Below are 23,056 nucleotides of genomic sequence, written 5' to 3' on the forward strand. Positions count from 1 at the left end.
GTCGGTGCGTGCGGGGTGCGGAGGCGTCAGAACTTGAGCCCGCCCAGGAGGCTCGCGAGGCTCGCCCCGCCGGCCTTGATGCTGGGCGCGATCGCCGTACCCGCGAGGTAGAAGCCGAAGAGACAGCAGACGAGCGCGTGCGATGCCTTCAGGCCGTCCTTCCGGAAGAACAGGAACACGACGACACCGAGGAGCACGACGCCGGAGATGGTCAGGATCATGGGGTTCTCCTGTTGGTGGGGGACGGTCACCATGAGTCCCTCCAGACTCACAGAAAGTGCTAATACGGCAAAAGCGGCAAAGGGGTCATCGAGGGTCCGCTTCACTCGACCGGGAGGGTGACGATCGTCGGAGCCGGGGCAGGCGAACCCCCAAAACACGGCCCGGAACCGGCGCGTCGATGATCATCGGACTGTCGTCACGCCGCTGACGCCCGCCACCGGGGATCCACGGCGTTTCACCCGGACGGACGCGCCCGAACCCGTGGAGGAGCCGCCGACGGCCCCACCGGGGGCCGGTTGGCCGAAGCGACGCGCGCCGGGCGGCACGCCCGGTTCCCCCGCGCGCGGCCGTACGTAGGGTAGAGCGGCACCCATGTCGGGGTGCCGCCAGGCGCCGAACCGGAGGACCGCAGACCATGACCGAGTCGACTCCCGAGACCGAGCCCGCACACGACCCCGAGGTCCTCCAGCTCGCGGCCAAGGTCTTCGACCTGGCGCGGCACGGGGACACCGACACCCTCGCCGCCTACGTGGACGCGGGAGTTCCGGCCAACCTCACCAACGACAGGGGTGACTCGCTCATCATGCTGGCCGCCTACCACGGCCATCTGGACGCGGTGAACGCCCTGCTCCAGCGCGGCGCCGACCCCAACCGGCCCAACGACCGCGGCCAGACGCCGCTCGGCGGTGCCGTCTTCAAGGGCGAGGACGAGGTCGTCCGCGTCCTCCTCGCCCACGGCGCGGACCCGCACGCGGGCTCGCCCTCGGCGATCGAGGCCGCGGGCGTCTTCGGCCGCCAGGACCTGTTGGAGCTGTTCCAGGGGCAGTGAGCGCGGTGACGGCCGGGCGGGCGCCGCGACGCCGGACGCCCGCCCGGCCGCGTCGCCGTCACCAGCGGACGGGAAGTTCCCGCAGCCCCCCTCCGGGGAAGCGGTCGGTGTGCCAGGCGAGCGTCTCCAGGGGAACCGCCGGCCGCAGGGCGGGCAAGCGGCGCACCAGCGTGGCGACGGCCACCTCGACCATGGTGGTGGCCAGCGCCGTCCCCAGACAGGCGTGCCGGCCGTAGCCGAAGACGAAGTCCGCCACACCCGCCCCGGGGCGCCGGACGTCCAGGACGTCACAGGACGGGAACCGCCCGGGATCCCGCTGGGCGGCCCAGGTCAACGGCATCACTCCGTCGCCGCGCTTGATGGACACCCCCGCGAGGGCGAAGTCCCGGCGTGCCAGCAGAACGCGGTAGTAGGGCGTGGCCAGTTGCGTCCGCATGAGTTCCCGCACGGCGTTCGGAGCCAGTTCCGGCGAGGCGCGCAGGGCCTCCAGCTGTTCGGGGTGGCGCAGCAGACCGTAGACGCAGGCGCCGATGGCGGCGGCCGTGGACTCGTAGCCCGCGAAGAGGACGCTGAAGGCGAGTTGCACGATCTCGTTGTCGGTGAGCCGGTCGTCCTCGTCCTGCGCCGCCAGCCAGGCGCTGAGGAGGTCCGGCCCGGGGCGCGTGCGTTTCTCCTCGAGACGCTCGGTCAGATAGGCGAACATCGCGTGGAGAGCGGTGAGCGTCTCGTCCTCGGACGCCGCCTCGATCGCGGTCATCCGGTCCGCCCAACGGCGGAACACGGCGCCGTCACGCTCGGGCACGCCCAGGAGAGCGCACAGCACGGCGAGGGGCAGGGGGTACGCCAGGCGGGCCAGCAGGTCGTCCGGGGGGCCGCTTTCCTCGATGCCGTCGAGGAGTCCGTCGGCCAGCCGCCGGATGCGGGGACGCAGCTCGGCCACGCGGGCCGGTGTCAGGGGTCTGCCCGCCAGACGGCGCAGCTGGGCGTGGGGCGGGCCGTCGAGCAGGAGCGTACGGTCGCGCAGGGCCGTGGCCATCGTCGCCTCGGTGCCCAGGTGGGGATCATCCGTCGTCAGCTCGCGGCCCAGGCAAGGGTGGTTGAGCGCGGTGCGCACCTCGTCGTAGCCGGTGACCACCCACACCAGGGCACCGCCGGACAGCCGGGCCCGGAAGACCGGCCCCGCCGGCAGCGCAGGCGGCTCGCCCGAGAACGGGCACGCCGGGTACGCGTGGATCTGCTCGCTCACGACGCCACCTCGGGGCTCTCGCTGTGGGCACGGCCGGACATGACGAACGCTTCCGGGAGCGGGGAACGTCGCGCTGCCTCGGGCCCCGTGCGGACGCCCGACCGGTGTCTCGGTGAGGGTCCGCACGACGTGCCCGGCACGCGGTCGGCGCTCCGGGCTGGGGCTGTACGCGAGTGTGGCCCGGCCCCGCCCGGCCGCGCTACGGCTCCGCGAGAGGAGTGATCCGCCATGACGGGTGTGGCGCAGGGGCCGGATCGTCCGGCTCCCCGCGATCCCCCGTCGCACCTCCCGCGCTCACCCGCCGGAAGCCGCGCTCCCGCTCCGGGTCCGGCGCCGCGACCGGTCGGCGCCGGGGGCCCGTGGGACATCCGCTGTCACCCGCGCCGCACACGCAGCGGCCGTTGATCACAAACCGTTGATCACGAACACCCCGCGCACTACGGTTCGATCGCATGACCATGCGCAGGGAAGACGGGTACGAGATCGACACCGATCCGGGACGGCTCGACGTCGACCGGGTGCACCACTGGCTGTCGACGGACACGTACTGGGCCGCCGGACGCAGCCGGGCGACCGTCGAGCGGAGCATCCGGGCCTCGGTCAACTTCGGCGTCTACGACGCGCACGGGTCGCAAGCCGCCTACGCTCGCGTCGTCACCGATCTGACGACGTTCGCCTGGCTCTGCGACGTGTACGTCGACCGCGCCCACCGCGGCACGGGCCTGGGCATGTGGCTGGCCACGGCTGTCCGCGACCACTTGGCTCCCTACCGGCTCAAGCGCGTGATGCTGTCCACGCTCGACGCGCACGGCCTCTACGCCAAGGTCGGCTTCGTCCCCCTCCCGGACCCCGACAGGCTGATGTTCATGGGCCCCGCCTCATGACGGCCTGTGGCTTACCGTTTAGGGGCTTCGACGACCCGTACGAGTGCCCTGACGCGGCCGTCTTCCGTCAGGTCCAGCTCGTTCGCGTCGAGGGGCGACAGGCCGCCCGCGGTGATCGACTCCTTGGCGAATTGTGATGACCGCGTCCCCGCCCGTCGCCGCCCGAGTGGATCCGCGCCGTCTGCCGGTCGAAGACGTGGTGGCGCGCGTGGAGAAGGCCCTGCATGTGCGATTGGACCGGCAGACGCTGGTACGCAAACGCCGGTCCTTGGGGGGCCGTACGGACCGGGGTACGTGGGTGCGTATCGAGCGGCGGGGATTCGAACGGATCGGCCCGCAGGGCTGGAACGGGACCGAGGCCGCCGCGGTGCTGCAAGGGGGCGCGATGCCCGAGTGGTACCAGGGCGTGGCGTGGCGGGAGCCCGGTGAGCCGGTGATGTGGCGGGCGGACGAGTTGGAGATGGCCGTCTCGCCGCCGGTCGGCAAGGGAGCCCTGGCACTTGAGGCCCCGGGCGCAGGGAGCCCCAACGGTAGGCGCCCTGTACGCGGCGCACTGTGGGCGCGCGGGCAGAAAAAGGGGGAGCCCTCGTCGTGGCTAAGGTCGGTCCGACCCAAGTCCTCCATGTTCACCAGCCGGGCGGAACCCTCGGTCGACGATGCAGGACGAGCCGCTAGCTGAGCGGCACGGCATACAGAGTGTCCCCTGCTGAAATCCCCGTACTGTAAAGCAGCCTGTCATCCGACTCTTTCCTGTGAAGGCGGGCCCACGCTGTCCCCATCCTGCGGTAGGCGTGTCCCTTCTTTTGGTCGACCAACACCCACTTGTCTCCGTACGTGTACGGGGGGACCCACTCCGGCGCGAACGACCACGCCTCGTTCAAGAATTCCTGCACGAGAGTATCGTCGCTTACCGGAATCTGCACAGACGCCACATCGTGATCCATTTGGCTGTAGGAAATCTCGATGAAGCGATGACGGAAGTCTTCGCGCGCACTCTCGATCACCCCTGCCACTATGGCGTCCTGGCCGATGGCACCCATTTTCGCATCGAGCATCTTCGGAATCACCTCCTCTATTGCCGAGCGAATTGACGCCTCCATGTTCTCCACGCTGCGGTTGCGTGAAGTGTTGAGAGCGTTGACGAAGTCTCGTACGCTCGGGTTTTTGGAGTAGTCCTTCGGGGCGTAGAGGACATAGGGGCGCTGCACGAGGATCGCGAAAAACGCGGAGGCGACTCCTATCGGAAAGATCACGGAAAAGAGCACCAGAACCGCTTGCAGCCAGCCTTGCGTTTGGGTGGCCGCCGTACCTGCGGCGGCTTCTGATACTGTCAAGAAAAGCGAGATGATCCACAGTGGGTTGAGTGCTCTGGGACCCCTGGGGGCATTCGAAGGCTGGCTCACAATTGCCTCTCACGAGTTGCGCTGCGCATAAGCATTGCAGCGTGCGCTGCGACTCGTAGGTGGTTTTGCGTGATGGGTTGATTTGTGCGGTATGGGGTGCGGCGACGCCCAAGCGGCCTCTGGGTGAAGCGGGGCGTAGGGCCGGTCGCCGAACAGGCGTCGGCGGCGCGAGCGCACTGGCGCGGGCCTTGACGAGCAGTCACCCCGGCGGAGGGGTGCCCACCGCCCGTCAGTCAACGCGCCCCGGCCGTCCCGCCAACCACCGCGTCTTAGGAGCCTCTTAATCCCGTTCGTTATCAACTCCTCATGGACTTCTTCAGCTCCCGCCGCCCCACGCGCGCCACGCGCGCCGTCCGTGCCGCCGCCGTGGCACTCGCGGCCACCATCCCGTGCGTCACCCTCGCCGACCCCGCACAGGCCACCGCGCACCACACCGCTCCCAGCGCCCCGCACTCGGCTCGCGTGCACGCCGGGCACCTCGTCGACCTTCCCGTCCGCGGCGGCACCGCCACCGTCGACACGACGACGCTCCGCGTGACGGCACGCACGGGCAAGGGGGAGGTCGAGCTGTCCGCCCCCGCCGCCACCGTTCCCGGCAGGCCCGGGAAGGTGACCGTCACCGCCGACGGTGCGCGCTGGGACTACCCCGGCACCGGACTGGCCGTCACCGCCCGCTCCGACCAAGGGCGGCTCGTCGTCTCCGTCTCGTCCACCGGCGCCGCCGACCGCGCGCTGTCCTGGCCCGTCACCGGTACCGACCGGGCCGTCTCCGCCCTTCAGCTGCCGCGCGGGGAAGGGCTGTCCCTGCCCGTCGCCGACCCGTTCTGGAACTCCGGCCGGGCGCAGCTCGTCGACGGCGACCTCGACATGTCCTCGGCGCTGACCATGCCGATGTGGGGGCACACCCTCGACGGCCGGGGCGGCGTCAGCTACATCGTGCCCACCGACATCGGTACCTCCCTGCGCTCGACGTCCGATCACGGGCGGCTGCGCACCGCCGCCACCCACCGCTTCTCCCGCGCCGAGGGCACCACCGCGTACACCGTCACCTTCGCCCTCACCGACGGTTCCCCCGTGGCGCCCGCCGTCGACTACCGCGCTTGGCTGCGGCAGCAGGGGAAGCTCGGCAGCCTGCGCGCCAAGACCGACGCGGTGCCGGCCACCAAGAAGCTGCTCGGGGCCTTCCACGCCTACACCTGGGGCGAGGCCCGTACCGCCGAGGGCGTGAAGAAGCTGCGGGCGCTCGGCGTGGACCGCATGTGGCTCGGTTACGACGCCGACGCCACCCCCATGGACGCCGCCGCCGTGACCGCCGCCAAGAAGGCCGGGTACCTCGTCGGACCGTACGACTCCTTCGCCAACGGCCAGGACCCCACGGCCTCCGACGCCCCCACCTCCGTCTGGCCCGGCAAGGTCTACCCCGACTTCTGCGTCCAGGGCGCCGACGGCAAGCCCGTCCCCGGCTTCCACGACCGCGGCTGCTACCTCAGCTCCGAGGCGTTCGAGAAGGCCGAACCCACCCGGCACCACCTCGCCGACCGCACCAAGAAGATGACCGCCAACGGTGCCGACAGCTACTTCCTGGACGTCGACGCCGCCGGTGAGCTGTTCCGCGACCACAGCGCCGCCCACCCCATGGACCAGGCCCGCGACCGTGCCAACCGGCTCGCCCGGATGAAGCGCCTGTCCGGCAAGGACGGCCTCGTCCTCGGCTCCGAGTCCGCCGGGGCCTGGTCCAACCAGGTCCTCGCCTTCGACCACGGGTCCGGCACCCCGGTCGCCGACGGGCTGTGGAAGGCGCAGAAGGACAAGGAGAAGTGGGGCGGCTACACCCCCGCCAAGGCCCCGGGCATCTTCTTCAAGCCCGCCGAACTCCCCGACGACGTCGCGAAGGCCATGTACGACCCCGCCTACCGCGTCCCGCTGTACGAGACCGCCCTGCACGACTCCCTCGTCAACACCGAGCGCTGGGAGCTGGCCTACGACAAGCTGCCGCGCCAGAAGACCACCCGCGCCCTGCTGGCGATGCTCTACAACACCCCGCTCAACTTCGTCCTCGACGGGCAGTCCCTCAAGGAGCGCGGCAGTGAACTCGTCGCGCTGCAGAAGTACTTCAAGCCCCTGCACGAGGCGGCGGGCACCGAGGCCATGACCGGCTTCCGCGTCCTGAACGCCGACCGCACCCTCCAGCGCACCGTCTTCGGCGACGGCACCCTCACCGTCACCGCGAACTTCGACACCCGGGCCCACGACGGGCTGCCCGGCGGCTGCGTCGACGCGAAGCTGCGCGACGACAAGAAGCCACGACGTCTGTGCCCCGCCGACGTCAACCGGTGACCTCAGTCGGCGGCCGGGGGCAGCACGGCCAGCACGCTCTCCACCGTGTCCGCCTCCGCCGCCGTCTTGTCCTCCCGGTAGCGCAGCACCCGCGCGAACCGCAGGGTCACCCCCTCCGGGTACCGGGAGGACCGCTGGACGCCGTCGAAGGCGATCTCCACCACCAGCTCCGGCCGCACCCGCACCACGAAGCCGTCGTCGGAGAGGGCCAGCTCCCCCAGCCGCTCGGTCTGCCAGGCCAGCAGCGCGTCCGTCAGCCCCTTGAACGTCTTGCCGAGCATGGCGAACGAACCGTCCGCCCGCCGCGCCCCCAGATGCAGGTTCGACAGCTTTCCCGTCCGCCGCCCGTGCCCCCACTCGGCGGCCAGCACCACCAGGTCCAGGGTGTGCACCGGCTTGACCTTCAGCCAGGACGCACCGCGCCGGCCCGCGCTGTACGGCGCGTCCAGCGCCTTGGCCACCACCCCCTCGTGGCCCCGCCGCAACACCTCGGCCGCGAACTCCCGCGCCGCCGCGCGCGCCCCGGCCGCCGCCGGGTCGGCGACCACCAGCCGCCGGACGCGCAGCGGCCCGGGCACCACCCGCGCCAGCTCCGTGTGCCGCTCGGCCGTCGGCAGCCCCAGCAGATCACGGTCGTCGACCGCCAGCAGGTCGAAGAAGACCGGGGACAACGGCACCGTGACCGCCGCCCCCGCCACGTCCGTGCGGGAGCCGACCCGGCCGGCGGTCTCCTGGAACGGGCGCGGGCGGCCCGCCGCGTCCAGGGCGATCAGCTCGCCGTCCAGCACGGCCCGGGACACCGGCAGCTCCCGGGCCACGCGCGCCAGTTCCGGGAGCCGCTCGGTGATCTCGTCCAGGGTGCGGGTGTAGACCCGCACCTCGTCGCCGTCCCGGTGCACCTGCACCCGGATGCCGTCCAGCTTCTCCTCCACCGCGCAGGGCCCGAGCCGGTCGAGTGCCTCGTCCACGTCCTTGGCGCTGTGCGCGAGCATCGGCTGCACCGGCCGCCCCACCTCCAGACGGAAGTCCGCCAGCGCCGCCGGCCCTCCGGCCAGCAGCGCCCGGGCGACCGTACCGAGGGAACCGCCCAGCATCACCGCCCGCCGCACGTCCGCCGGGGCCGCGCCCGTCGCGGCCGCGAGCCCCTCCACGGCCAGCGCGTCCAGGGCGCCCTGCCGCAGCTCACCGCTGATCAGTCCCAGCAGGAAACGCTGCTCCTCGGCCGTGGCCGCGCCCATCAGCGCGTCCACCTGCCGCTTGCGTTCGGCCTGCGCGCCCTTGCCCGTCACGCCCGCGATCCGGCTGAGAGCCGCGTCCACCTCCCAGACGGTCAGGGTCGGGGTGCCGGCAGGGGCGGCGGCGTCGCGCAGGGTGCTCCAGCCGACGCCGATCCGGCGCTGCGGCAGCCGGCCGGCCAGATACGGAATGGCGATCGGTGCCTCGTCGGGACCGGCCTCGCGGAACAGCGCCGCCAGCAGGGAGATCTTCACCGACCGCGCGCTCGTCGCCGCGACCTGTGCGGACACCCGGGCGATATCGACAAGAAGCATGCGTTCATCCTGCGCCGCGCGCCGCACGGGCGCCTCCCGGATCACCGGGGCGCCTCACCCGGCGGACCGTCCCGCCTCCCGGTCGCGCCCGGCACCGTCGCTGATTCTGACGAGCAGGGCCACCACCAGCCAGTTCGCGACCAGGGCCGAGCCGCCCTTGGCGAGGAACGGCAGGGCCTTGCCGGTCAGCGGGATGAGGCCCATGACACCGCCCGCCACGACGAAGACCTGGAGCGCCAGCGCCGCCGACAGCCCCACCGCCAGCAGCTTGCCGAACGGGTCGGACGAGGCCAGCGCCACGCTCAGCCCCCGCTGTACGAGCAGCGCGTACAGCAGGAGCACCGCCATGGTCCCGGTGAGCCCGAGTTCCTCCCCGACGGTGGTGAGGATGAAGTCGCTGCGACCCGCGAAGCCGATGAGTTCGGGACGGCCCCGGCCCAGGCCGGTGCCCGTGACACCGCCGCTGCCGAAGCCGAAGAGGGCCTGGGCGAGCTGGTCGGAGCCCGTCCCCGCGGGCTGCCGGTCCTTCGGCAGGAACACCGCGAAGGGATGCTGCCAGGCGACGATGCGCCCCTTGACGTGCGGTTCGGTCGAGCCCACGACGACGGCCCCCACGGCGGCCATGGACAGCCCGACCAGCACCCAGCTCAGGCGTTCGGTGGCGGTGTAGAGCATCACCACGAACAGCCCGAAGAAGATCAGCGAGGTGCCGAGATCGCGCTCGAAGACCAGCACCACCAGGCTCAGCGCCCAGACGCCCAGGATCGGCCCGAGCTGCCGCCCCGGTGGCAGCCGCACCCCCAGTACCCGGCGGCCGGTGAGCGCGAGGGCGTCCCGGTGGGCGACCAGATAGCCCGCGAAGAACACCGTGATCATGGTTTTGACGAATTCGCCGGGCTGCAGCGACAACGGCCCCAGCAGGATCCACCGCTTGGCGCCGTAGGTGTCACCGGGGAAGAAGGCCGGTGCCATCAGGAGCACCAGCGCGACGGTCATCAGGACGTAGAGACAGCGCTGCAACCGGCGGTGGTCCCGCAGCACCAGCAGCACACCGACACAGACCGCGACCCCGATGACGGACCATATGAGCTGGCCCGGGGCGGTCGGTTCGGAGTCGTACGCCGCCCGGTACGCGGGGTCCAGCCGGTACAGCAGCACCAGGCCGAGGCCGGAGAGCAGCGTCGCCAGGGGCAGGATCAGCGGATCGGCGTACGGGGCGTAGCGGCGTACCGCCAGATGCGGCACCAGCGCCAGGACGGTGATGGCGGCGGCGAACCCGGCGAACCCGTCGGGGACGGCTCCGTCGAGCGCGAGGCCCGCGCAGGCGTGGCCGAAGCAGCCGATGAGGACGGCGAAGACCAGCAGCCGTGCTTCGTCGCGGCGCCGCCTCCGTGGTGCCGGTGACGGCGCCTCGGGGATCCGGCTGTCGTCACTGTCCTCGACCCGTACGGAATCCACGGTCACACTCATGAATCATGGACGGCACGGTCCGAAGGAAACCTGGGGGTCACGAAGGTCTCCACGGGAGCGGCGGCATTGTCCGGATCGTGCGCACGCGGGCCACGCGGCGGCCGGATCGGCGGGCCGGGGTGCCGGAAAGCCTGGGCCTTGGCCGATCACCGTGCGTCACTTTTCGCACACCTGGTGGAATTACCGTAACCGGGCGGCGCCGGGCCGAGTTGACGCCTTCGGACAGCAGGAGCCGCCAGCAGGACGGGAGCAGTGGATCAGCCATGAGCAAACGCCAGAAGGGCCGTAGACACCGCGAGGTCAACCGCACCCCCCGCCCGGTCGGTTCGCGCCGCCCGGACCCGCGCGCGCAGCCACGCGCGGAACCAGGTGCCGCACCGCGTGCGGAGCCGCGTGCCGAACCGCGCGTGGTGGTCCCCGCCGGGGCACCGGACCTCGGCCGTCACGAGGCCCGTACCTGGGAGGGGCTGCGGGCGTCCGGCGCCGAGGGGGCGTCCGTCGAGGAACTGTGCGCGGCCGTGGGCTACCAGGCGCGCACCGTCCTCAAGCACGTCAACGGGCTCGCCGCGCACGGCATGGCCGAGCAGCGCGGAGACCGCTGGTACGCGAGGCACACGGCGGAGGGCGGGTCGGCGCGACCGGCCGAGGACGCGCTCGTCGGCTCCTAGGCCGTCTCGTCAAGGAGACCGTGTCGTCAAGCGCCGGACGGGCCGAACGGCTGGGCTCAGCCGGTTCCGGCCCGTCCGGCGCTTGAGGACACGCCGCGGGGCGCTCACCGCCGCGCGCGGCGGCGAGCATGGGCGGGCGTCACCCGAGGTGCGTCGCGCCCCCGGTCTCCCGGCGGCGGGTGGCGAGCGCGGTGAGCACCGCCTCGTGGGCGAACAGGGCGTCGGCCGCCCGGTCCAGCGAGCGCGCCGCCGACTCGGCGCGGGCCGCGTGCCCCAGGATCCGCCGCCGCAGGGCGGCACCCTCGGCGCCGGGCAGCGACACCGCCGCGGCGCCCTCCCGGAGCCGGGCGGCCTGTTCCCGCAGCCGGCCCGCCTGGGCGTGCACGGGCTGCGACCAGGGCGCGATCCCGGCGAAACAGACACCGTCGGCTACCCCGGCGGCCTCTTCGGAGCCGTCGCAGCCGCCCGCCCCTGAGGCCCCGTCCCGCTCCTCGCGGTGGTCCGGGCTCACCGGTTCACCCCCCGCGGCTTCGGCCGCAGCGCCGTCCAGGGCGCGAAGACGTTCCGTGTCCCCTCCAGCGCCGGGGCGAGTTCCGGGTGATGGCGCAGCAGGACGTCGCTCATCCCGGTGCGGTCGATCCACTCCAGGCCCTCGGCGGTGTAGACCTCCGGCCGGTAGTCGGTGGTGAAGAAGCGGTCGCTCTTCAGCCGCCGGGACGCCATCAGCACGAAGACCCGGAACGCGGTGTCGCTGAACGCGAAACCCCGGGGCTTGGGTTCGGCGTACATGCCGACCATCGTGTCCACGCGGTCCAGCCGTCCGTCGTAGACCTCCCGCAGCTCGGCCGCCAGCCCGGCGTTCCCGCCGGTGAGGTCCTCGAAGGAGGTCACGGGGGGACGGTGCAGCGCCGTACGGAAAGCGGCGTAGCGCGGCACGCCCCGCTCGCGGTCGCGCAGGACGTCCACCGTGCCGACGTCGACGTGCTCCCCGGAGATACGGGCGAGATCCCGCAGACAGTCGGGGTGGTTGTGCAAGGTGATGGCCCCGGGGTTCATGGTGCCGAAGGAGTACAGCAGATCGGACCAGCCCCAGTGGTCCACCGCTTTCCGGGTCGCCAGCGCCTGGAGCGCGTCGAAATCCGTCCGGTCGATGAGTTCGCCCGTGCGGTGGGAGCGGATCTCGTACTCGTCGCGGATCAGCGGGTGCAGCCGGTAGGAGCTGACGAACTCCTCGGTCATCGAGAACGGCGCGGTGTGGTGGTCGGTGGCACCACCGGGGATGCCGAAGAGCATCTCGCCCTTGCCGAACCGCCGTACGGTGCGGCGCAGCCGGGCGGGCAGCACCCCGTACCAATTGAGGTGCATCGCCGCCCGGGTCACCCGCTGGTCGATCAGCGCGGGGGTCCACTCCACCGTATGGATCTTCGCCATGACGGCGGCGTTGACGAGTCTCGCCGTCTGGAAGAGCCGCTCGTCGTCCCAGGTGGGGTGGGCGGCGGCGACACGGTCGCAGATCGCGTTGTGCTCCTTGGCGAAGAGCGTGTGCAGCAGGGAGAGGCCGACCCAGTAGTTGTCGTTGAAGCCGGTGGCGTCGATGCCGGAGAGGCCCTCCCCGGTCTCGTCGGGCAACCGGCCCTTCTCCACGATGAGTTTGCCGCCCTCACCGGTGCGCAGGGCCCGGCACCGCGCCTCGCTCGATCCGTAGAGCTGCGAGCCGTCCCACCAGTGGGTGACGGTGTTCTCGTACGTCGGCGGGCGGTCCCCGCCGGTGTGGGCGACCGGGTCGGGACGCGAGCGGCGCACCGCCATCGGGCAGCGCGGCCAGTCGTCGTCCGCGGCGATCGGGACCTCCAGCGGCCCGTCGGTCTTGTTGTCGCCGTGGCTGAACCACCCGTGGTTCTGGAACTGGATCCAGGCCGCCGCCAGCATGTTGAGGGTGGGCGCCGGGCGGAAGCCCGCGCGGCGCGCCAGCAGCCGTCTGCTGACCTCCCGCGGGCTGGGGGCGAACAGGCCGTCGTCCTCGGCTTCGGGGAAGGTCTGCGGCAGCGCGCAGTTGCGGTCGAAGCGGGTACCGGCCCGGCCCATGTCGACGTCGTCCGGGTCGTAGCCCGACCCGTCGTAGCTGCGGTACGGCAGCAGCTCGGGCGTCGGCGTGCGCGGGCGCTCGCCGCCGGCGCCGAAGGTGTCGTGCAGATTGCGCGCGCGCAGCAGCTCCCGCTGCTTCCTGATCTCCAGCAGCGCCAGCGGGAGGGGCAACGAGTGCCACTCGCGACGGGGCCGCGGTACCGGGGGCATCAAACAACTCTCCAGGGCTTGGGACGCCGGCGTATGCGAGGGATGCCGGCATACATGCGTGTGGGTGCGAGGGGCGGGGGTCAGCGGTCGTGGAGGCGGAAGACGACGGTCTCCTCGACGGGCCCCCGGTACGGGGCGAGCAGGGCGTCCACCCGGTCGCGCGCCTCGGGGACGACCTCGTCGAGACTTCGCGCGTAGATCCCCACGTTGTGGCATTGCGGGAAGTCGTGCGCGGGATCCATCCAGGTGATCTCCAGCCAGTCCGCGGGCACCGGGAAGACCGACACCGGACTGCGGCCCTCCAGGTTGGGCACCACATCGTGCTCGTTGACGAGACTGACCACCCGGGTCGCGGGGTCGCGGGGGCGTTTGAAGTCGATGGGCGAGCCGACGGCCACGACGTGGGTCAGCCGCCACTTCTGGTTGACCTCGGGGATCTCCGTCAGATTCATGGCCGCGATGCCGCCCTGACTGTGCCCGATCAGTGCGATCGACGCCCCCTCGGGGACGGTCTGGGCGACGGCCTTGCGGACGGCCCGGGTGTAGGGCGAGTCATTGCGGCCTACCGCCGTGACCGCGCCCACCAGGTCCTGCGGGGTGGCGTTGCGGGGCAGGCCGAAGGCCATGCCGGCCAGCAGCACCAGATAACGGGTGACGCCGTCCGGACCGGTGACCCGCTGGACGAGCATCCGGCCGTCGTTGCCGATCGCGGCCAGGTTCCGCAGATGCGTCACGATGCCCCCGCCACGGGCGCCATGCGTGTCGGGGCCGCCGGACTCCAAGGCGGCCAGCAGCGCCGGGTCCGGCGGCTCGGCCACCGCCCGGCCCGCGCCCCGGTCCCAGCGGGCCCAGGCCCCGATGCCCGTGCCCAGCAGGGGATCGCCCTCGGCCCGCGAACCGGTGACGATGCACCAGGCCGCAGCGTCGTTGAACGGGTTCTCGTCCACCAGCGCGTTCCACGCCATGACCTCGGTGAGCGAGGGGGCGAGCGCGGCCAGGGCCCGTTCGGCGCCGTCCGCCCGGACCGTCCGGCTGAAGATCCGCAGCGCCTGGGTCTGCCGGTCGGCCTCGATGGCGCTCAGCAGCCGGCGCACCGGGCCGTCCTCGACGAACTCCGGGTGGCGCACCGCGCACAGCCGGATCCGCAGCTTGAGCGAGGTGACCGCCACCGCGACCGCCAGATTCTCCCGGCTGGTGAGCACCCCGCCCAGCCACGCGGCCCGGCCCACCCGCCCGCCGTCCGGGGCGTAGCCCAGGCCGGCGGGTTCGGTGAGGGTGCGGGCCAGGGCCCGCACCGCCCGTACCCCGGTGCGGGGCGAGCGGCCGAGCGAGGCCGCCAAGTGCGGGTCGGTGGCGATCGCGGTGACCGTACGGCCCGCCTCGCGGATCACCCCGGCCACCTCGCCGAGCATCCGGGCGACGGCCGCGAGCGAGACGGTGTCCAGGCCCTCGGCCCCGCCCTCGGGCCCGTTCTCGGCCCCGCCCTCCGCAGGGTCCCGGCCGGCCGGGGCGCCCGGCCGGGCCGTGCTGTCGGCCGTCATACGCCCTCCGCCGGCCGGCGCGAGCGGACCCCGAGACGCAGCCGCGCCGTGTCGAAGGTGTGCGGCAACGGCCGGTCCGGGTCCAGCCGCGGACCGGCCACGGCCAGCTCCCCGGCGCGCAGGAACTCGGCGACGAACCCGGTGGCCAGCTGGAGGCCCAGCTCCATGCCGCTGCACTGGGCCTCACCCCGGCTGAAGGGACTGACCGCCCAGTCCCGCTCCGCCGTGCCGTCCAGCCACTTCTCGGGAGCGAACCGGTGCGCGTAGTCGATCCGTTCACCGTCGCGCGCGTGGAACCCCGCGGGCACCAGCACATTGACGCCCCCCGGTGCCACCGCGTCGCGCCAGCGGGTCTCGGCCGTGGTGCGCCGCATCAGGCTCGACACCGGCGGCCACAGCCGGGCGGCTTCCTGGACGCAGGCACGGACGTAGGGCATGGCCTGGAACCCCTCCGCGGTGCGCGGCCCGTACGCCCGGTCGGCCGCCTCCGTCTCCGCGAGCGCCCGCTCGTACTGGACGGGATGCGAGGCGAGCAGGGACAGGGCCTGGAGAGCCGCCGCGTGCACCACGCCCAGCGCCATGAACCAGTGGGCGATCTGCCCCTCGGGGGCGGTCTCCGGCCCCCGGGGGGCGCTGCCGAACAGCCCGGCCAGGCTGCGCGGGTCGGGGTCGCCCAGATAGCGGGCCTGATGCTGCGTCAGCCGCCGTCGGATTCTGCGGGTGCGGCCGGCGCGCCAGCGCCGCGCGCCCATCCAGTTGGCCTCGGCCAGCAGCAGATCGAGCAGCCGGGAGAACTCCACGTCGTCGGCGGCGGCCTCGCCCAGGAAGCAGCGCCGCCCCACCCGCTCGAAACGCTCGCGGATCACGTCCGGCCGCAGCCCCTGCTCCGCCTCGGGGCCCAGCAGGGCCGCCGCCTCCTCGCCCACCACCCGCAGGAAGTGGTCCGCGAGACGGTGCACGGGGCAACCCGCGTCGAGCACCGCGTCGTTGAACACCCGCCGCGCCGCGCGCTGCCCGCCGTGCGAGGCGACCAGCGCCTCGGGCTGCACGGCCGCGAAGCCGCTCACCTTCTCCCAGGTGTCCACCGCGTACACCTCGACGGGGCCGGCCAGCACCTGCTTGGCGTCCTCGGCGTCGAGGACGAGCAGGGTGGGGCCACTGGTGCCGCGCACCAGGACCGGGCCGCGGCCGTGCCGGCGGCGCATCCGGCGCATCAGCTCCAGCCCGCGCCGGGCGGGATCGGCCCGGGCGACGAGCGCGGCGACACGGGGACGGGAACGGAAGACGCCCTTGACGTAGGTGGGAAGGAAATACACCAGGGCGAGGCGGAGGTTCTCGCTCCTGGACGCGGCCGGCAAGGCGGCGCGCCGGTCGTCGAACCCCCGGGCGGTGGTGTCGAAGGAGTCGCTCACGCCAGCACCTTCCCCGGGTTGAGCAGCCCCTCGGGGTCGAGCAGCCGTTTGACGTCCCGCTGCAACCTCAGGTTGCGGGGCGGCAGTTCCCGGGCCAGCCAGTCGCGTTTGAGGACGCCGACGCCGTGTTCGCCGGTGATGGTGCCGCCCAGCTCCAGCCCGGCGGCCATGATGGCGTCGTACGCCTCCTTCGCGCGCCGGACCGCGTCGGGGTCGGAGCGGTCGAAGATGACGGTCGGGTGCAGATTGCCGTCCCCCGCGTGGCCGACGGTGGAGATGTAGAGGTCGTACTCGTCGGCGATCACCTCGATCCGTTCGATGAGCGTGGCCAGCGCGGCCCGCGGCACCGCGACGTCCTCGATGAACGCCGTCACGTCCCCCGACAGCGCCGCCGCCCGCGCCCCGAGCGCCGGCAGCACCAACCGGCGTGCCTCCAGCACCGCCTTCGCCTCCCGCTCGTCGGTGGCGGCGCTGACGGACAGCGCCTTCGCGGACCGGCACAGCGCGGCCATCGCCCGCACCTGTGCGGCGGCGTCCGGGGCGTCGCTCGCCACGATCAGCGTGGCCGCGGCGTGCCCGGCCAGCAGCGGATGGCCGAGCGCGGCGACCGCCTCGGTGGTGGTGCGGTCCATCAGCTCCAGCGCGGAGGGGATGTGCCCCTCCCGGATGATCGCGGCCACCGCCTCGCCCGCGTCCGAGGCGGACGGGAACTGGGCCAGCAGCGCCAGGGCGGGCGGCTGCGGGGGCCGCAGCGCCAGCGTCGCCTCGACGATGACGCCCAACGTGCCCTCGGAGCCGACGAACAGCCGGGTGAGGTCGTACCCGGCGACGCCCTTGACGGTGCGCCGGCCGACGCGCAGCACCTCGCCGTCGGCGAGCACGACGGTCAGTCCGAGGACGTAATCGGCGGTGACGCCGTACTTCACACAGCACAGCCCGCCCGCCCCGGTGGCGATGTTCCCGCCGATCGTGCAGGTCTCCCAGGAGGCCGGGTCCGGCGGGTAGCACAGGCCCCGCTCCGCGACGGCCGCGGCGAGGTCGGCGGTGACCACCCCGGGCTCGCAGCGCACCAGCCGGTTCGCGGTGTCGATCTCCAGGACGCGGTTCATCCGGACCATGGACAGCACCACACAGCCGTCGACGGCGTTGGCGGCCCCGGCGAGGCCGGTACGAGCACCCTGCGGCACGACGGGCACACCGTAGGCGCGGGCCGTGCGGACCACGTGCTGGACCTGCTCGACGGTGTCGGGGCACACCACGGCGGCGGGTCTGCCCGCCTCGCTGAACGGCGCGGAGTCCCGGGTGTGCAGGTCGAGTTCGGCTTCGCCGGTCAGGACGGAGCCGGCCGGCAGGGCGGTGTTCAGGGCGGTGAGGAGGGGATTTTCCACGATGACGGTCATCGGCAACTCCATGCGGCGGGGGGCCGCTGACGAGACGGTGCGAGGAAGAGGGGGAGCGGCGCGGTCACAGCGTGGGGGGAACGGTGGTGATGGGCGCCACGATGAGCACCGGACCGTCCGGGGAGGTGGTGGCGGCCGCGACCAGCTCGGCGAGGTGCGCCGCGTCCGTGGCGCGATGCGCCGGGACCCCGTAGCCCCGGGCCAGGGCACACAGATCGATGCCGGGGATGTCCAGGCCGGGTACGCCGGGAGTGTTCTCGAAGCGGCCGAACCACTTGAGGATCGCGTACTCCCGGTTCGCCGGGATCACGAAGGTGACGGGGACGCGGTAGGCGGCCGCGGTCCACAGCGCGGTGATCGCGTACTGGGCGGAACCGTCACCGACGAGGGCCAGCACCGGCCGGTCCGGCCGGCCGAGCCGGGCACCCACCGCCGCCGCGAGACCGAAGCCCAGACCGCCGCCGGTGGTCATCAGGAAGGAGCCCGGCCGGTCGATGCGCACCTGGTCGCGGAAGGCCTGGACGTTGGAGGGCGATTCGTTGACCCACACGGTCTCGGGCGGGGCGGCGCTCGCGACGGCCGCGAGCGCGTCCACCGCGGACATCGGCTCGGGGGCCGCGTCGGCGGCGGGCGGCGCGCCCCGGACCCCGGCCGGGGTCCGGGCGGCCGCGGGCACCGTCGCCCCGGCCGACGCCTCCGCCGGGCCGTCGGCGCCGTCGGTCTTCTTCTCCAGCACCTCCGTCAGCAGCTCCAGGGTGGGCCGCAGTCCCGCGACGAGGGCGTCCCCGACGGGGGCGCGCGCCGCCTCGTCGGGGTCGCTGGTCAGCAGCACCAGCTCGGCTCCGTCCGGCAGCACCGGGCCGGGCACATAGGGGTAGTAGCGGAAGACGGGCGCCCCCACCACCAGCACCAGATCGTGCCCGGCCAGGGTCTGGGCCAGCGGCGCGAGGGCCGGCGGCAGGACGCCCTGGTAGAGGGGGTGGTCCTCGGGGAAGCCGACCCGGCCCTCGATGGGCGAGGCCCACACCGGCAGCCGCCGGTGCTCGGCGAGCGCGACGGCGGCCTCCCAGGCGCCTTCGGCGTCCACCGCGCCACCGGTCACCAGCACGGGGTTGGCGGCCGCAGCCAGTCTCCGGGCGAGGGCCTGAACGGCGGGCATGGCGGCGGCCGTGGAGTCGTGGACCCGGCGGCCGGCGGCGGCCATCGCCGCCGCGTACTCCGCCGCGTCCAGTTCGACGTCGAAGTCGTCCATCGGCAGGGACAGGAACACCGGGCCGCGCGGCGCGGTCTCGGCCAGGTGGAACGCCCGGGCCAGCGCCGCGGGCACGTCCTGCGCGCGCGGTGGTTCGTACGCCCACTTCACGGCCGGGCGGGGCAGGACGGTGGCGTCCACGTTGGTCAGCAGCGCCTCCATGGTCATCATGGCGCGGACCTGCTGACCGGCGGTCACCACCATGGGGGTGTGGTTGGCGGCCGCGGTGACGATGGCCCCCATGGCGTTGCCGACGCCGGGGGCCGTGTGGAGATTGACCAGGGCGGTCTGCCCGGTGGCCTGCGCGTATCCGTCGGCCATTCCGACGACGACGGCTTCCTGGAGGCCGAGGACGTACCGGAAGTCGTCCGGGAAGTCCTGGAGGAAGGGGAGTTCCGTGGAGCCCGGGTTGCCGAACACCGTTGTCACTCCACGGGACCGCAACAGCTCAAGTGTGGCTGCGCGTACGGTCGTCATGCCTCGCACCTCTTGGGATCGGTGGGCCGATGGGGAGAGGGGAGCATTGCCACTTCCCGCCCGGCGAAGCCATGACAGCCGAAGATCAGCTCAGTATTCATCCGCAGGAGTGAAAACCTGCTTTTACGCCCGGTCGGACCGGTCTGGGGGTCTTACGGTCGCCGGTATGCCCGACTTGGACGAAGTCATCCAGCGGATCCGTCACGACATGGACAGACGGCTGCGCGAGCGGCTGCGCGGGGTGCCGCAGGAGCGGCCGGCCGACTGGCCCGCCGGCACCCTCGCCGACCGCCCGCTCGACGCGGTCGAGCCCGGGCAGGCGGCCGGGACCGGCTGAGGCGTACCCGGGGCGTGCCCGCCCCGGGACCAAGGCGCGCCCGGCCGCGGACGCGACGGCGGGAGGCGGGCCGTCTGTCTCGGCCGCCTCCCGCCGTCCGGTCGCCGCGGTACGGGTGGATGGGGTGTGGGGTGTCCGCCGGTGCTCAGCGCCTGGATCTGCTCATTCCCAGCCCCGCGAGCGCGAGCGAGCACAGGACGGCCACGGCGCCGACGATGATGTTGCTGACGATGGCACGGGTGGTGTCGGCGCTGCCCGCCACGACCCAGGGCGCGACGATCGTCCACGCGGCGATGCACAGCGCGGCCCAGCTCATCGCGTGCGTACGCTCGTACGCCGACCCGAAGCCGCCGAGCAGACAAGCGAAGGCCGCGCCGGCGATCAGATTGGTGATGGCCAGGGTCGTTGAGCCATTGAATCCGACAATCCATGGTGAGGCTGCCAGATAGACACCGCACATAAAGGCGAGGGCTTCGACGCCCTGTGCGGTGGGTGTCGCGGTGGTCTCTTCCGAGTGCGCGCGAAGCGCCAGGAGATCCGGGTGCTGGTCGATACGGGGCGACGTAGGAGCGCTCACGTCGGCCACCTTCTTTCCCTACTCAAGTGCGACCTGGCAGTATTTTAACCTCAATTGCCCCAATTTCCATCCTGATGGCGTAGACGAACCCCGCCCCGGGACTCGTCTACGGCCGCACCGGGACGAACCGCACCGGCGTGCCCGGCACCGCCTGGGCGGCGGCGGCCAGCGCCGGTTCGGGGACCACCCCGACGACGGGGTAGCCGCCGGTCGTGGGGTGATCCGCGAGGAAGACCACGGGGCGGCCGTCGGGCGGGACCTGGACGGCGCCGAGGACCATGCCCTCGCTGGGCAGTTCGCCCTCCCGCGCCCGCTCCAGGGGCGGCCCCTCGGTGCGCAGCCCGATGCGGTTACTGGCCGGCGACACCCGGAATCCGCCGCCCGCCAGGGTGCGCCGCGCCCCGGGGGTGAACCAGTCGTCCCGGGGGCCGAGGACGACCGGCAGCACCAGCCCGGCCGTGGGCGGGCCCGGCCAGGGCACGACGTCGGCCGCGAGCGGCGGCCCGCACGGGGCTCCGAGGGGCAGCGAGGCCCCGTCGGCGAGCGGTGCGGGCCCCAGGCCCGAAAGCAGGTCGCGGGAGCGGCTGCCGAGCACCGGGGGTACGTTCACGCCGCCCGCGAAGGCCACGTGGCAGCGCAGCCCCGCGCGGGCGCGGCCCACGTCGAGCACGGCACCCGCCGGGAGGCGCACCGGCGCGCCCCACGCCACCGGGCGGCCGTCGACCCGTACCGGACAGGGCGCCCCCGTCACGGCGGCCGTCACGGCCGTGTCCGTACGCACGGCGCATCCGTCGACTGTGGTCTCCAGGGTGGCGAACGCGGCGGGGTTGCCCACCAGCCGGTTGGCGAGCCGGTGCGCGGGCTGGTCGAGGGCGCCGGAGCGGGGCACCCCCAGATGCGCGTGGCCGGGCCGGCCCAGGTCCTGCACGGTCGTCAGCGCACCGGCCCGCACCACCGTCAGGGCGCTCACGGGAGCACCTCGAAGCGCACCCGGGTGCCCGGGGCGAGCAGCGCGGCCGGCTCCCGCCCGGGGTCCCACAGGGGCGCGTCGGTGACGCCGACGAGCTGCCAGCCGCCGGGGGAGGAGCGCGGGTAGACGCCGGTGTAGGGGCCGGCCAGGCCCACCGAACCGGCGGGCACGGAGGTGCGCGGAGTGGACCGGCGCGGCACCCACAACCGCTCGGGCAGACCGGTGAGATAGCCGAAGCCGGGTGCGAAACCGCAGAAGGCGACGCGGAATTCGAGCCCGGCGTGGATGCGCGGGACCTCGTCCACGGACACCCCCCACAGGGCGGCGACCTCGGCGAGGTCGGCTCCGTCGTAGCGGACCGGCAGGACGACGGCCGCGGCGTCGGCGGCGGTCGGCGGGGGGACGGACCAGCCCGCGATGTCCGCGGCGAGGGCCCGCGGGTCGTCCAGGCCGTCCAGCAGCACCGTGCGGGCGGCGGGCACGATCTCGCCCACGGGCGGCAGCGCCCCCCTGGCGCGGCGGCGCAGCAGCTCGGCGTGCAGGGCCTGTGCCTGTTCGGCGGTGGCGACCTCGACGAGCAGGGCGCGGCGCCCGACGGGCAGGGCGCGGACACCCGTGAACGTGCCCGCGCGCTCCTGGGGGCGCGCGCTCACGCGAACGCCTCGATCCGCACGTCGGCGGCCGCCAGCGCGTCCCGTACCCGGCGGGCGAGGAGCGCGGCCCCGGGGGTGTCGCCGTGCAGGCACAGCGAGCGGGCGTCGACGGCGACCTCCTCGCCGGTGCGGGCGAGGACGGTGGACGCGCGGGCGATGCGGACGGACCGGGCGACGACGGCGTCCGGGTCGTCGATCACGGCGCCGGGTTCGCGGCGCGGGACGAGGGTGCCCGCGGCGGTGTACGCGCGGTCCGCGAACGCCTCCCGGACCACCGGCAGGCCGGCCCGCCCGGCGGCCTCGTGCAGCCGCGAGGCGGGCAGCCCGAGGACGGGCAGGGCCCCGCCCGCGGCCGTGACGCCCGCCACCACGGCGGCGGCCTGCTCGGCGTCGGCGACCGTGCGGTTGTACAGCGCGCCGTGCGGCTTGACATACGCGACGTCCGAGCCGGCCGCCCGGGCGAAGACGCGCAACGCGCCGATCTGGTAGGTGATCTCGTCGGCCAGTTCGTCGGGCGGCACGTCCATCGCCCGGCGTCCGAATCCGGCCAGGTCGCGGTAGGAGACCTGGGCGCCGATGCGCACGCCGTGTTCGACGGCCCGCTCGCACACCCGGCGCATCGTGGAGGGGTCGCCCGCGTGGAAGCCGCAGGCGACGTTCGCGCTGGTGACGACCGACAGCAGCGCGTCGTCGTCGGTGAGCCGCCAGCGTCCGAAGCCCTCGCCCAGATCGGCGTTGAGGTCGAGCGCGGGCCGGGCCGTGTCCGGTCCGCCGAGGGGTGCGGTCATCGGCCGTCCTCCCGCATCACGTCGAGGATGAGTGCCCGGGCGTCGTCCAGATAGGCGGCCAGCTCGGCTTCGGCCCTCTCGTACGCGCCGTCGTCGAGGAGGGTCGCGAGCGCGCGGTTGCGCGCCAGGAACGGTTCGTGGAAGCGGCGCGGCGAGGGCATCGCGTGGAAGGCCAGGCGCAGTTCGGCCAGCAGCCGGTCCATGGCGGTGTCGATGCGGGCGCTGCCGGCCAGCGCGGCGAGCGCCCGGTGGAAGCGGAGGTCCGCCGAGCCCACCTCGCGCCAGTCCTCCCCGGTGGCGGCGCGCTCGCCCTCGGCCACCGCCCGGGCGACGGCCTCGCGCAGCGGCCGGGCCGCGCCGGCGGCGGCCCGTACCCCGGCGGTCTCCAGGGCGGCGCGCACCCGGTAGATGTCCGTGACGTCGGCGGGCTCCGGGACCCGGACGAACACCCCCCGGTTCAGCACGTGATCGACCAGGCTCTCGTGGACGAGCAGCCGGAACGCCTCGCGCAGCGTATTGCGCGAGACCCCCAGGTCCCGGCCGAGAGCCTCCTCGGACAGCCGGGTGCCGGGCGGCAGACCGCCGTCCTCGATACGGGTCCGCAGCGCGTCGGCCACGCGCTGCGCGGTGGATCGGGCCATGCGTCCTCCACGGTCCGGCAGTCGGAGGTTCAGGGCCGGTCAAGAGCGATACGGATGCGTCAGCCAAGAGACCGGCAGTCAAACCTCTTGAGGATTGTTGAACA

The 23,056-nt window shown here is 73.4% G+C and carries 22 protein-coding genes; 6 read left to right on the top strand and 16 right to left on the bottom strand.

Annotated elements, in window-relative coordinates; genetic code table 11:
- Positions 1-26: 26 nt before the first annotated feature.
- Positions 27-221, bottom strand: coding sequence for a hypothetical protein (locus tag ACZ6MA_RS32010; RefSeq protein WP_130877060.1), 195 nt, complete (start codon positions 219-221; stop codon positions 27-29).
- 416 nt (positions 222-637) lie between these two features.
- Here ACZ6MA_RS32010 and ACZ6MA_RS32015 point away from each other — a divergent pair, with 416 nt between their 5' ends.
- Positions 638-1,051 (top strand): ankyrin repeat domain-containing protein, encoded by a 414-nt coding sequence (locus ACZ6MA_RS32015; protein WP_469438200.1) that lies wholly within the window; start codon positions 638-640, stop codon positions 1,049-1,051.
- Between the two features lie 58 nt (positions 1,052-1,109).
- Here ACZ6MA_RS32015 and ACZ6MA_RS32020 read toward each other — a convergent pair whose 3' ends face one another.
- Positions 1,110-2,297 carry a cytochrome P450 gene (locus tag ACZ6MA_RS32020; protein ID WP_469438202.1) on the bottom strand — a complete coding sequence of 396 codons (1,188 nt, stop codon included), beginning with the start codon at positions 2,295-2,297 and terminating at the stop codon, positions 1,110-1,112.
- A gap of 452 nt (positions 2,298-2,749) precedes the next feature.
- On the opposite strand from ACZ6MA_RS32020, the gene ACZ6MA_RS32025 reads away from it, so the two are divergent.
- Both ACZ6MA_RS32025 and ACZ6MA_RS32030 read left to right on the top strand, forming a co-directional pair.
- Positions 2,750-3,181 carry a GNAT family N-acetyltransferase gene (locus ACZ6MA_RS32025; protein WP_469438203.1) on the top strand — a complete coding sequence of 144 codons (432 nt, stop codon included), beginning with the start codon at positions 2,750-2,752 and terminating at the stop codon, positions 3,179-3,181.
- 136 nt (positions 3,182-3,317) lie between these two features.
- Positions 3,318-3,860 carry a hypothetical protein gene (locus ACZ6MA_RS32030; RefSeq protein WP_469438205.1) on the top strand — a complete coding sequence of 181 codons (543 nt, stop codon included), beginning with the start codon at positions 3,318-3,320 and terminating at the stop codon, positions 3,858-3,860.
- Here ACZ6MA_RS32030 and ACZ6MA_RS32035 read toward each other — a convergent pair.
- On the bottom strand, positions 3,853-4,515 hold the full coding sequence (locus ACZ6MA_RS32035; RefSeq protein WP_469438206.1) for a hypothetical protein: 663 nt from the start codon (positions 4,513-4,515) through the stop codon (positions 3,853-3,855). The genes ACZ6MA_RS32030 and ACZ6MA_RS32035 overlap by 8 nt on opposite strands.
- A gap of 375 nt (positions 4,516-4,890) precedes the next feature.
- Here ACZ6MA_RS32035 and ACZ6MA_RS32040 point away from each other — a divergent pair, with 375 nt between their 5' ends.
- Entirely contained in the window at positions 4,891-6,921 is a 2,031-nt protein-coding gene (locus tag ACZ6MA_RS32040) for a glycoside hydrolase (protein WP_469438208.1), read from the top strand.
- Positions 6,922-6,923: 2 nt separating this feature from the next.
- Here the strand turns inward: ACZ6MA_RS32040 and ACZ6MA_RS32045 are convergent, their stop codons facing one another.
- Together ACZ6MA_RS32045 and ACZ6MA_RS32050 are read right to left on the bottom strand one after the other, a co-directional pair.
- Entirely contained in the window at positions 6,924-8,471 is a 1,548-nt protein-coding gene (locus tag ACZ6MA_RS32045; RefSeq protein WP_469438210.1) for an ATP-dependent DNA ligase, read from the bottom strand.
- 54 nt (positions 8,472-8,525) lie between these two features.
- Entirely contained in the window at positions 8,526-9,890 is a 1,365-nt protein-coding gene (locus ACZ6MA_RS32050) for an FtsW/RodA/SpoVE family cell cycle protein (RefSeq protein WP_469438266.1), read from the bottom strand.
- Positions 9,891-10,204: 314 nt separating this feature from the next.
- On the opposite strand from ACZ6MA_RS32050, the gene ACZ6MA_RS32055 reads away from it, so the two are divergent.
- Complete coding sequence (locus ACZ6MA_RS32055; protein WP_469438211.1) at positions 10,205-10,609, top strand: hypothetical protein; 405 nt, start codon at positions 10,205-10,207, stop codon at positions 10,607-10,609.
- A 139-nt stretch (positions 10,610-10,748) separates the two neighbouring features.
- Here ACZ6MA_RS32055 and ACZ6MA_RS32060 read toward each other — a convergent pair whose 3' ends face one another.
- The 6 genes from ACZ6MA_RS32060 to mdlC form a co-directional block, all read right to left on the bottom strand.
- Positions 10,749-11,120, bottom strand: a complete 372-nt coding sequence (locus ACZ6MA_RS32060) for a hypothetical protein (protein WP_469438213.1) — start codon at positions 11,118-11,120, stop codon at positions 10,749-10,751.
- Complete coding sequence (locus ACZ6MA_RS32065) at positions 11,117-12,904, bottom strand: peroxidase family protein (protein ID WP_469438214.1); 1,788 nt, start codon at positions 12,902-12,904, stop codon at positions 11,117-11,119. The genes ACZ6MA_RS32060 and ACZ6MA_RS32065 overlap by 4 nt, the downstream gene beginning before the upstream one ends.
- Positions 12,905-12,984: 80 nt before the next feature.
- Positions 12,985-14,445 (bottom strand): alpha/beta hydrolase family protein, encoded by a 1,461-nt coding sequence (locus ACZ6MA_RS32070; protein WP_469438216.1) that lies wholly within the window; start codon positions 14,443-14,445, stop codon positions 12,985-12,987.
- Positions 14,442-15,857 carry a cytochrome P450 gene (locus tag ACZ6MA_RS32075; RefSeq protein ID WP_469438219.1) on the bottom strand — a complete coding sequence of 472 codons (1,416 nt, stop codon included), beginning with the start codon at positions 15,855-15,857 and terminating at the stop codon, positions 14,442-14,444. The genes ACZ6MA_RS32070 and ACZ6MA_RS32075 overlap by 4 nt, the downstream gene beginning before the upstream one ends.
- Positions 15,854-17,257: an FAD-binding oxidoreductase gene (locus ACZ6MA_RS32080; protein ID WP_469438221.1), complete on the bottom strand. Its 1,404-nt coding sequence runs from the start codon at positions 17,255-17,257 to the stop codon at positions 15,854-15,856. Before ACZ6MA_RS32080 ends, ACZ6MA_RS32075 begins: the two co-directional genes overlap by 4 nt.
- A 64-nt stretch (positions 17,258-17,321) precedes the next feature.
- Positions 17,322-18,986 carry a benzoylformate decarboxylase gene (gene mdlC / locus ACZ6MA_RS32085; protein WP_469438223.1) on the bottom strand — a complete coding sequence of 555 codons (1,665 nt, stop codon included), beginning with the start codon at positions 18,984-18,986 and terminating at the stop codon, positions 17,322-17,324.
- 166 nt (positions 18,987-19,152) lie between these two features.
- On the opposite strand from mdlC, the gene ACZ6MA_RS32090 reads away from it, so the two are divergent.
- A complete protein-coding gene (locus ACZ6MA_RS32090; RefSeq protein WP_469438224.1) occupies positions 19,153-19,323 on the top strand; it encodes a hypothetical protein in 171 nt (56 codons plus the stop codon).
- 145 nt (positions 19,324-19,468) lie between these two features.
- On the opposite strand, the gene ACZ6MA_RS32095 is transcribed toward ACZ6MA_RS32090, so the two are convergent.
- The 5 genes from ACZ6MA_RS32095 to ACZ6MA_RS32115 form a co-directional block, all read right to left on the bottom strand.
- Positions 19,469-19,900 carry an SPW repeat protein gene (locus ACZ6MA_RS32095; RefSeq protein ID WP_469438226.1) on the bottom strand — a complete coding sequence of 144 codons (432 nt, stop codon included), beginning with the start codon at positions 19,898-19,900 and terminating at the stop codon, positions 19,469-19,471.
- Positions 19,901-20,006: 106 nt separating this feature from the next.
- Positions 20,007-20,870, bottom strand: a complete 864-nt coding sequence (locus ACZ6MA_RS32100; RefSeq protein ID WP_469438228.1) for a 5-oxoprolinase subunit C family protein — start codon at positions 20,868-20,870, stop codon at positions 20,007-20,009.
- Positions 20,867-21,523 (bottom strand): 5-oxoprolinase subunit B family protein, encoded by a 657-nt coding sequence (locus ACZ6MA_RS32105; RefSeq protein WP_469438230.1) that lies wholly within the window; start codon positions 21,521-21,523, stop codon positions 20,867-20,869. Before ACZ6MA_RS32105 ends, ACZ6MA_RS32100 begins: the two co-directional genes overlap by 4 nt.
- Positions 21,520-22,311: a LamB/YcsF family protein gene (locus ACZ6MA_RS32110; RefSeq protein WP_469438231.1), complete on the bottom strand. Its 792-nt coding sequence runs from the start codon at positions 22,309-22,311 to the stop codon at positions 21,520-21,522. Before ACZ6MA_RS32110 ends, ACZ6MA_RS32105 begins: the two co-directional genes overlap by 4 nt.
- A complete protein-coding gene (locus ACZ6MA_RS32115) occupies positions 22,308-22,952 on the bottom strand; it encodes a GntR family transcriptional regulator (RefSeq protein ID WP_469438233.1) in 645 nt (214 codons plus the stop codon). Before ACZ6MA_RS32115 ends, ACZ6MA_RS32110 begins: the two co-directional genes overlap by 4 nt.
- Positions 22,953-23,056: the final 104 nt, after the last annotated feature.

This window comes from Streptomyces sp. NPDC042259 (assembly GCF_055582085.1).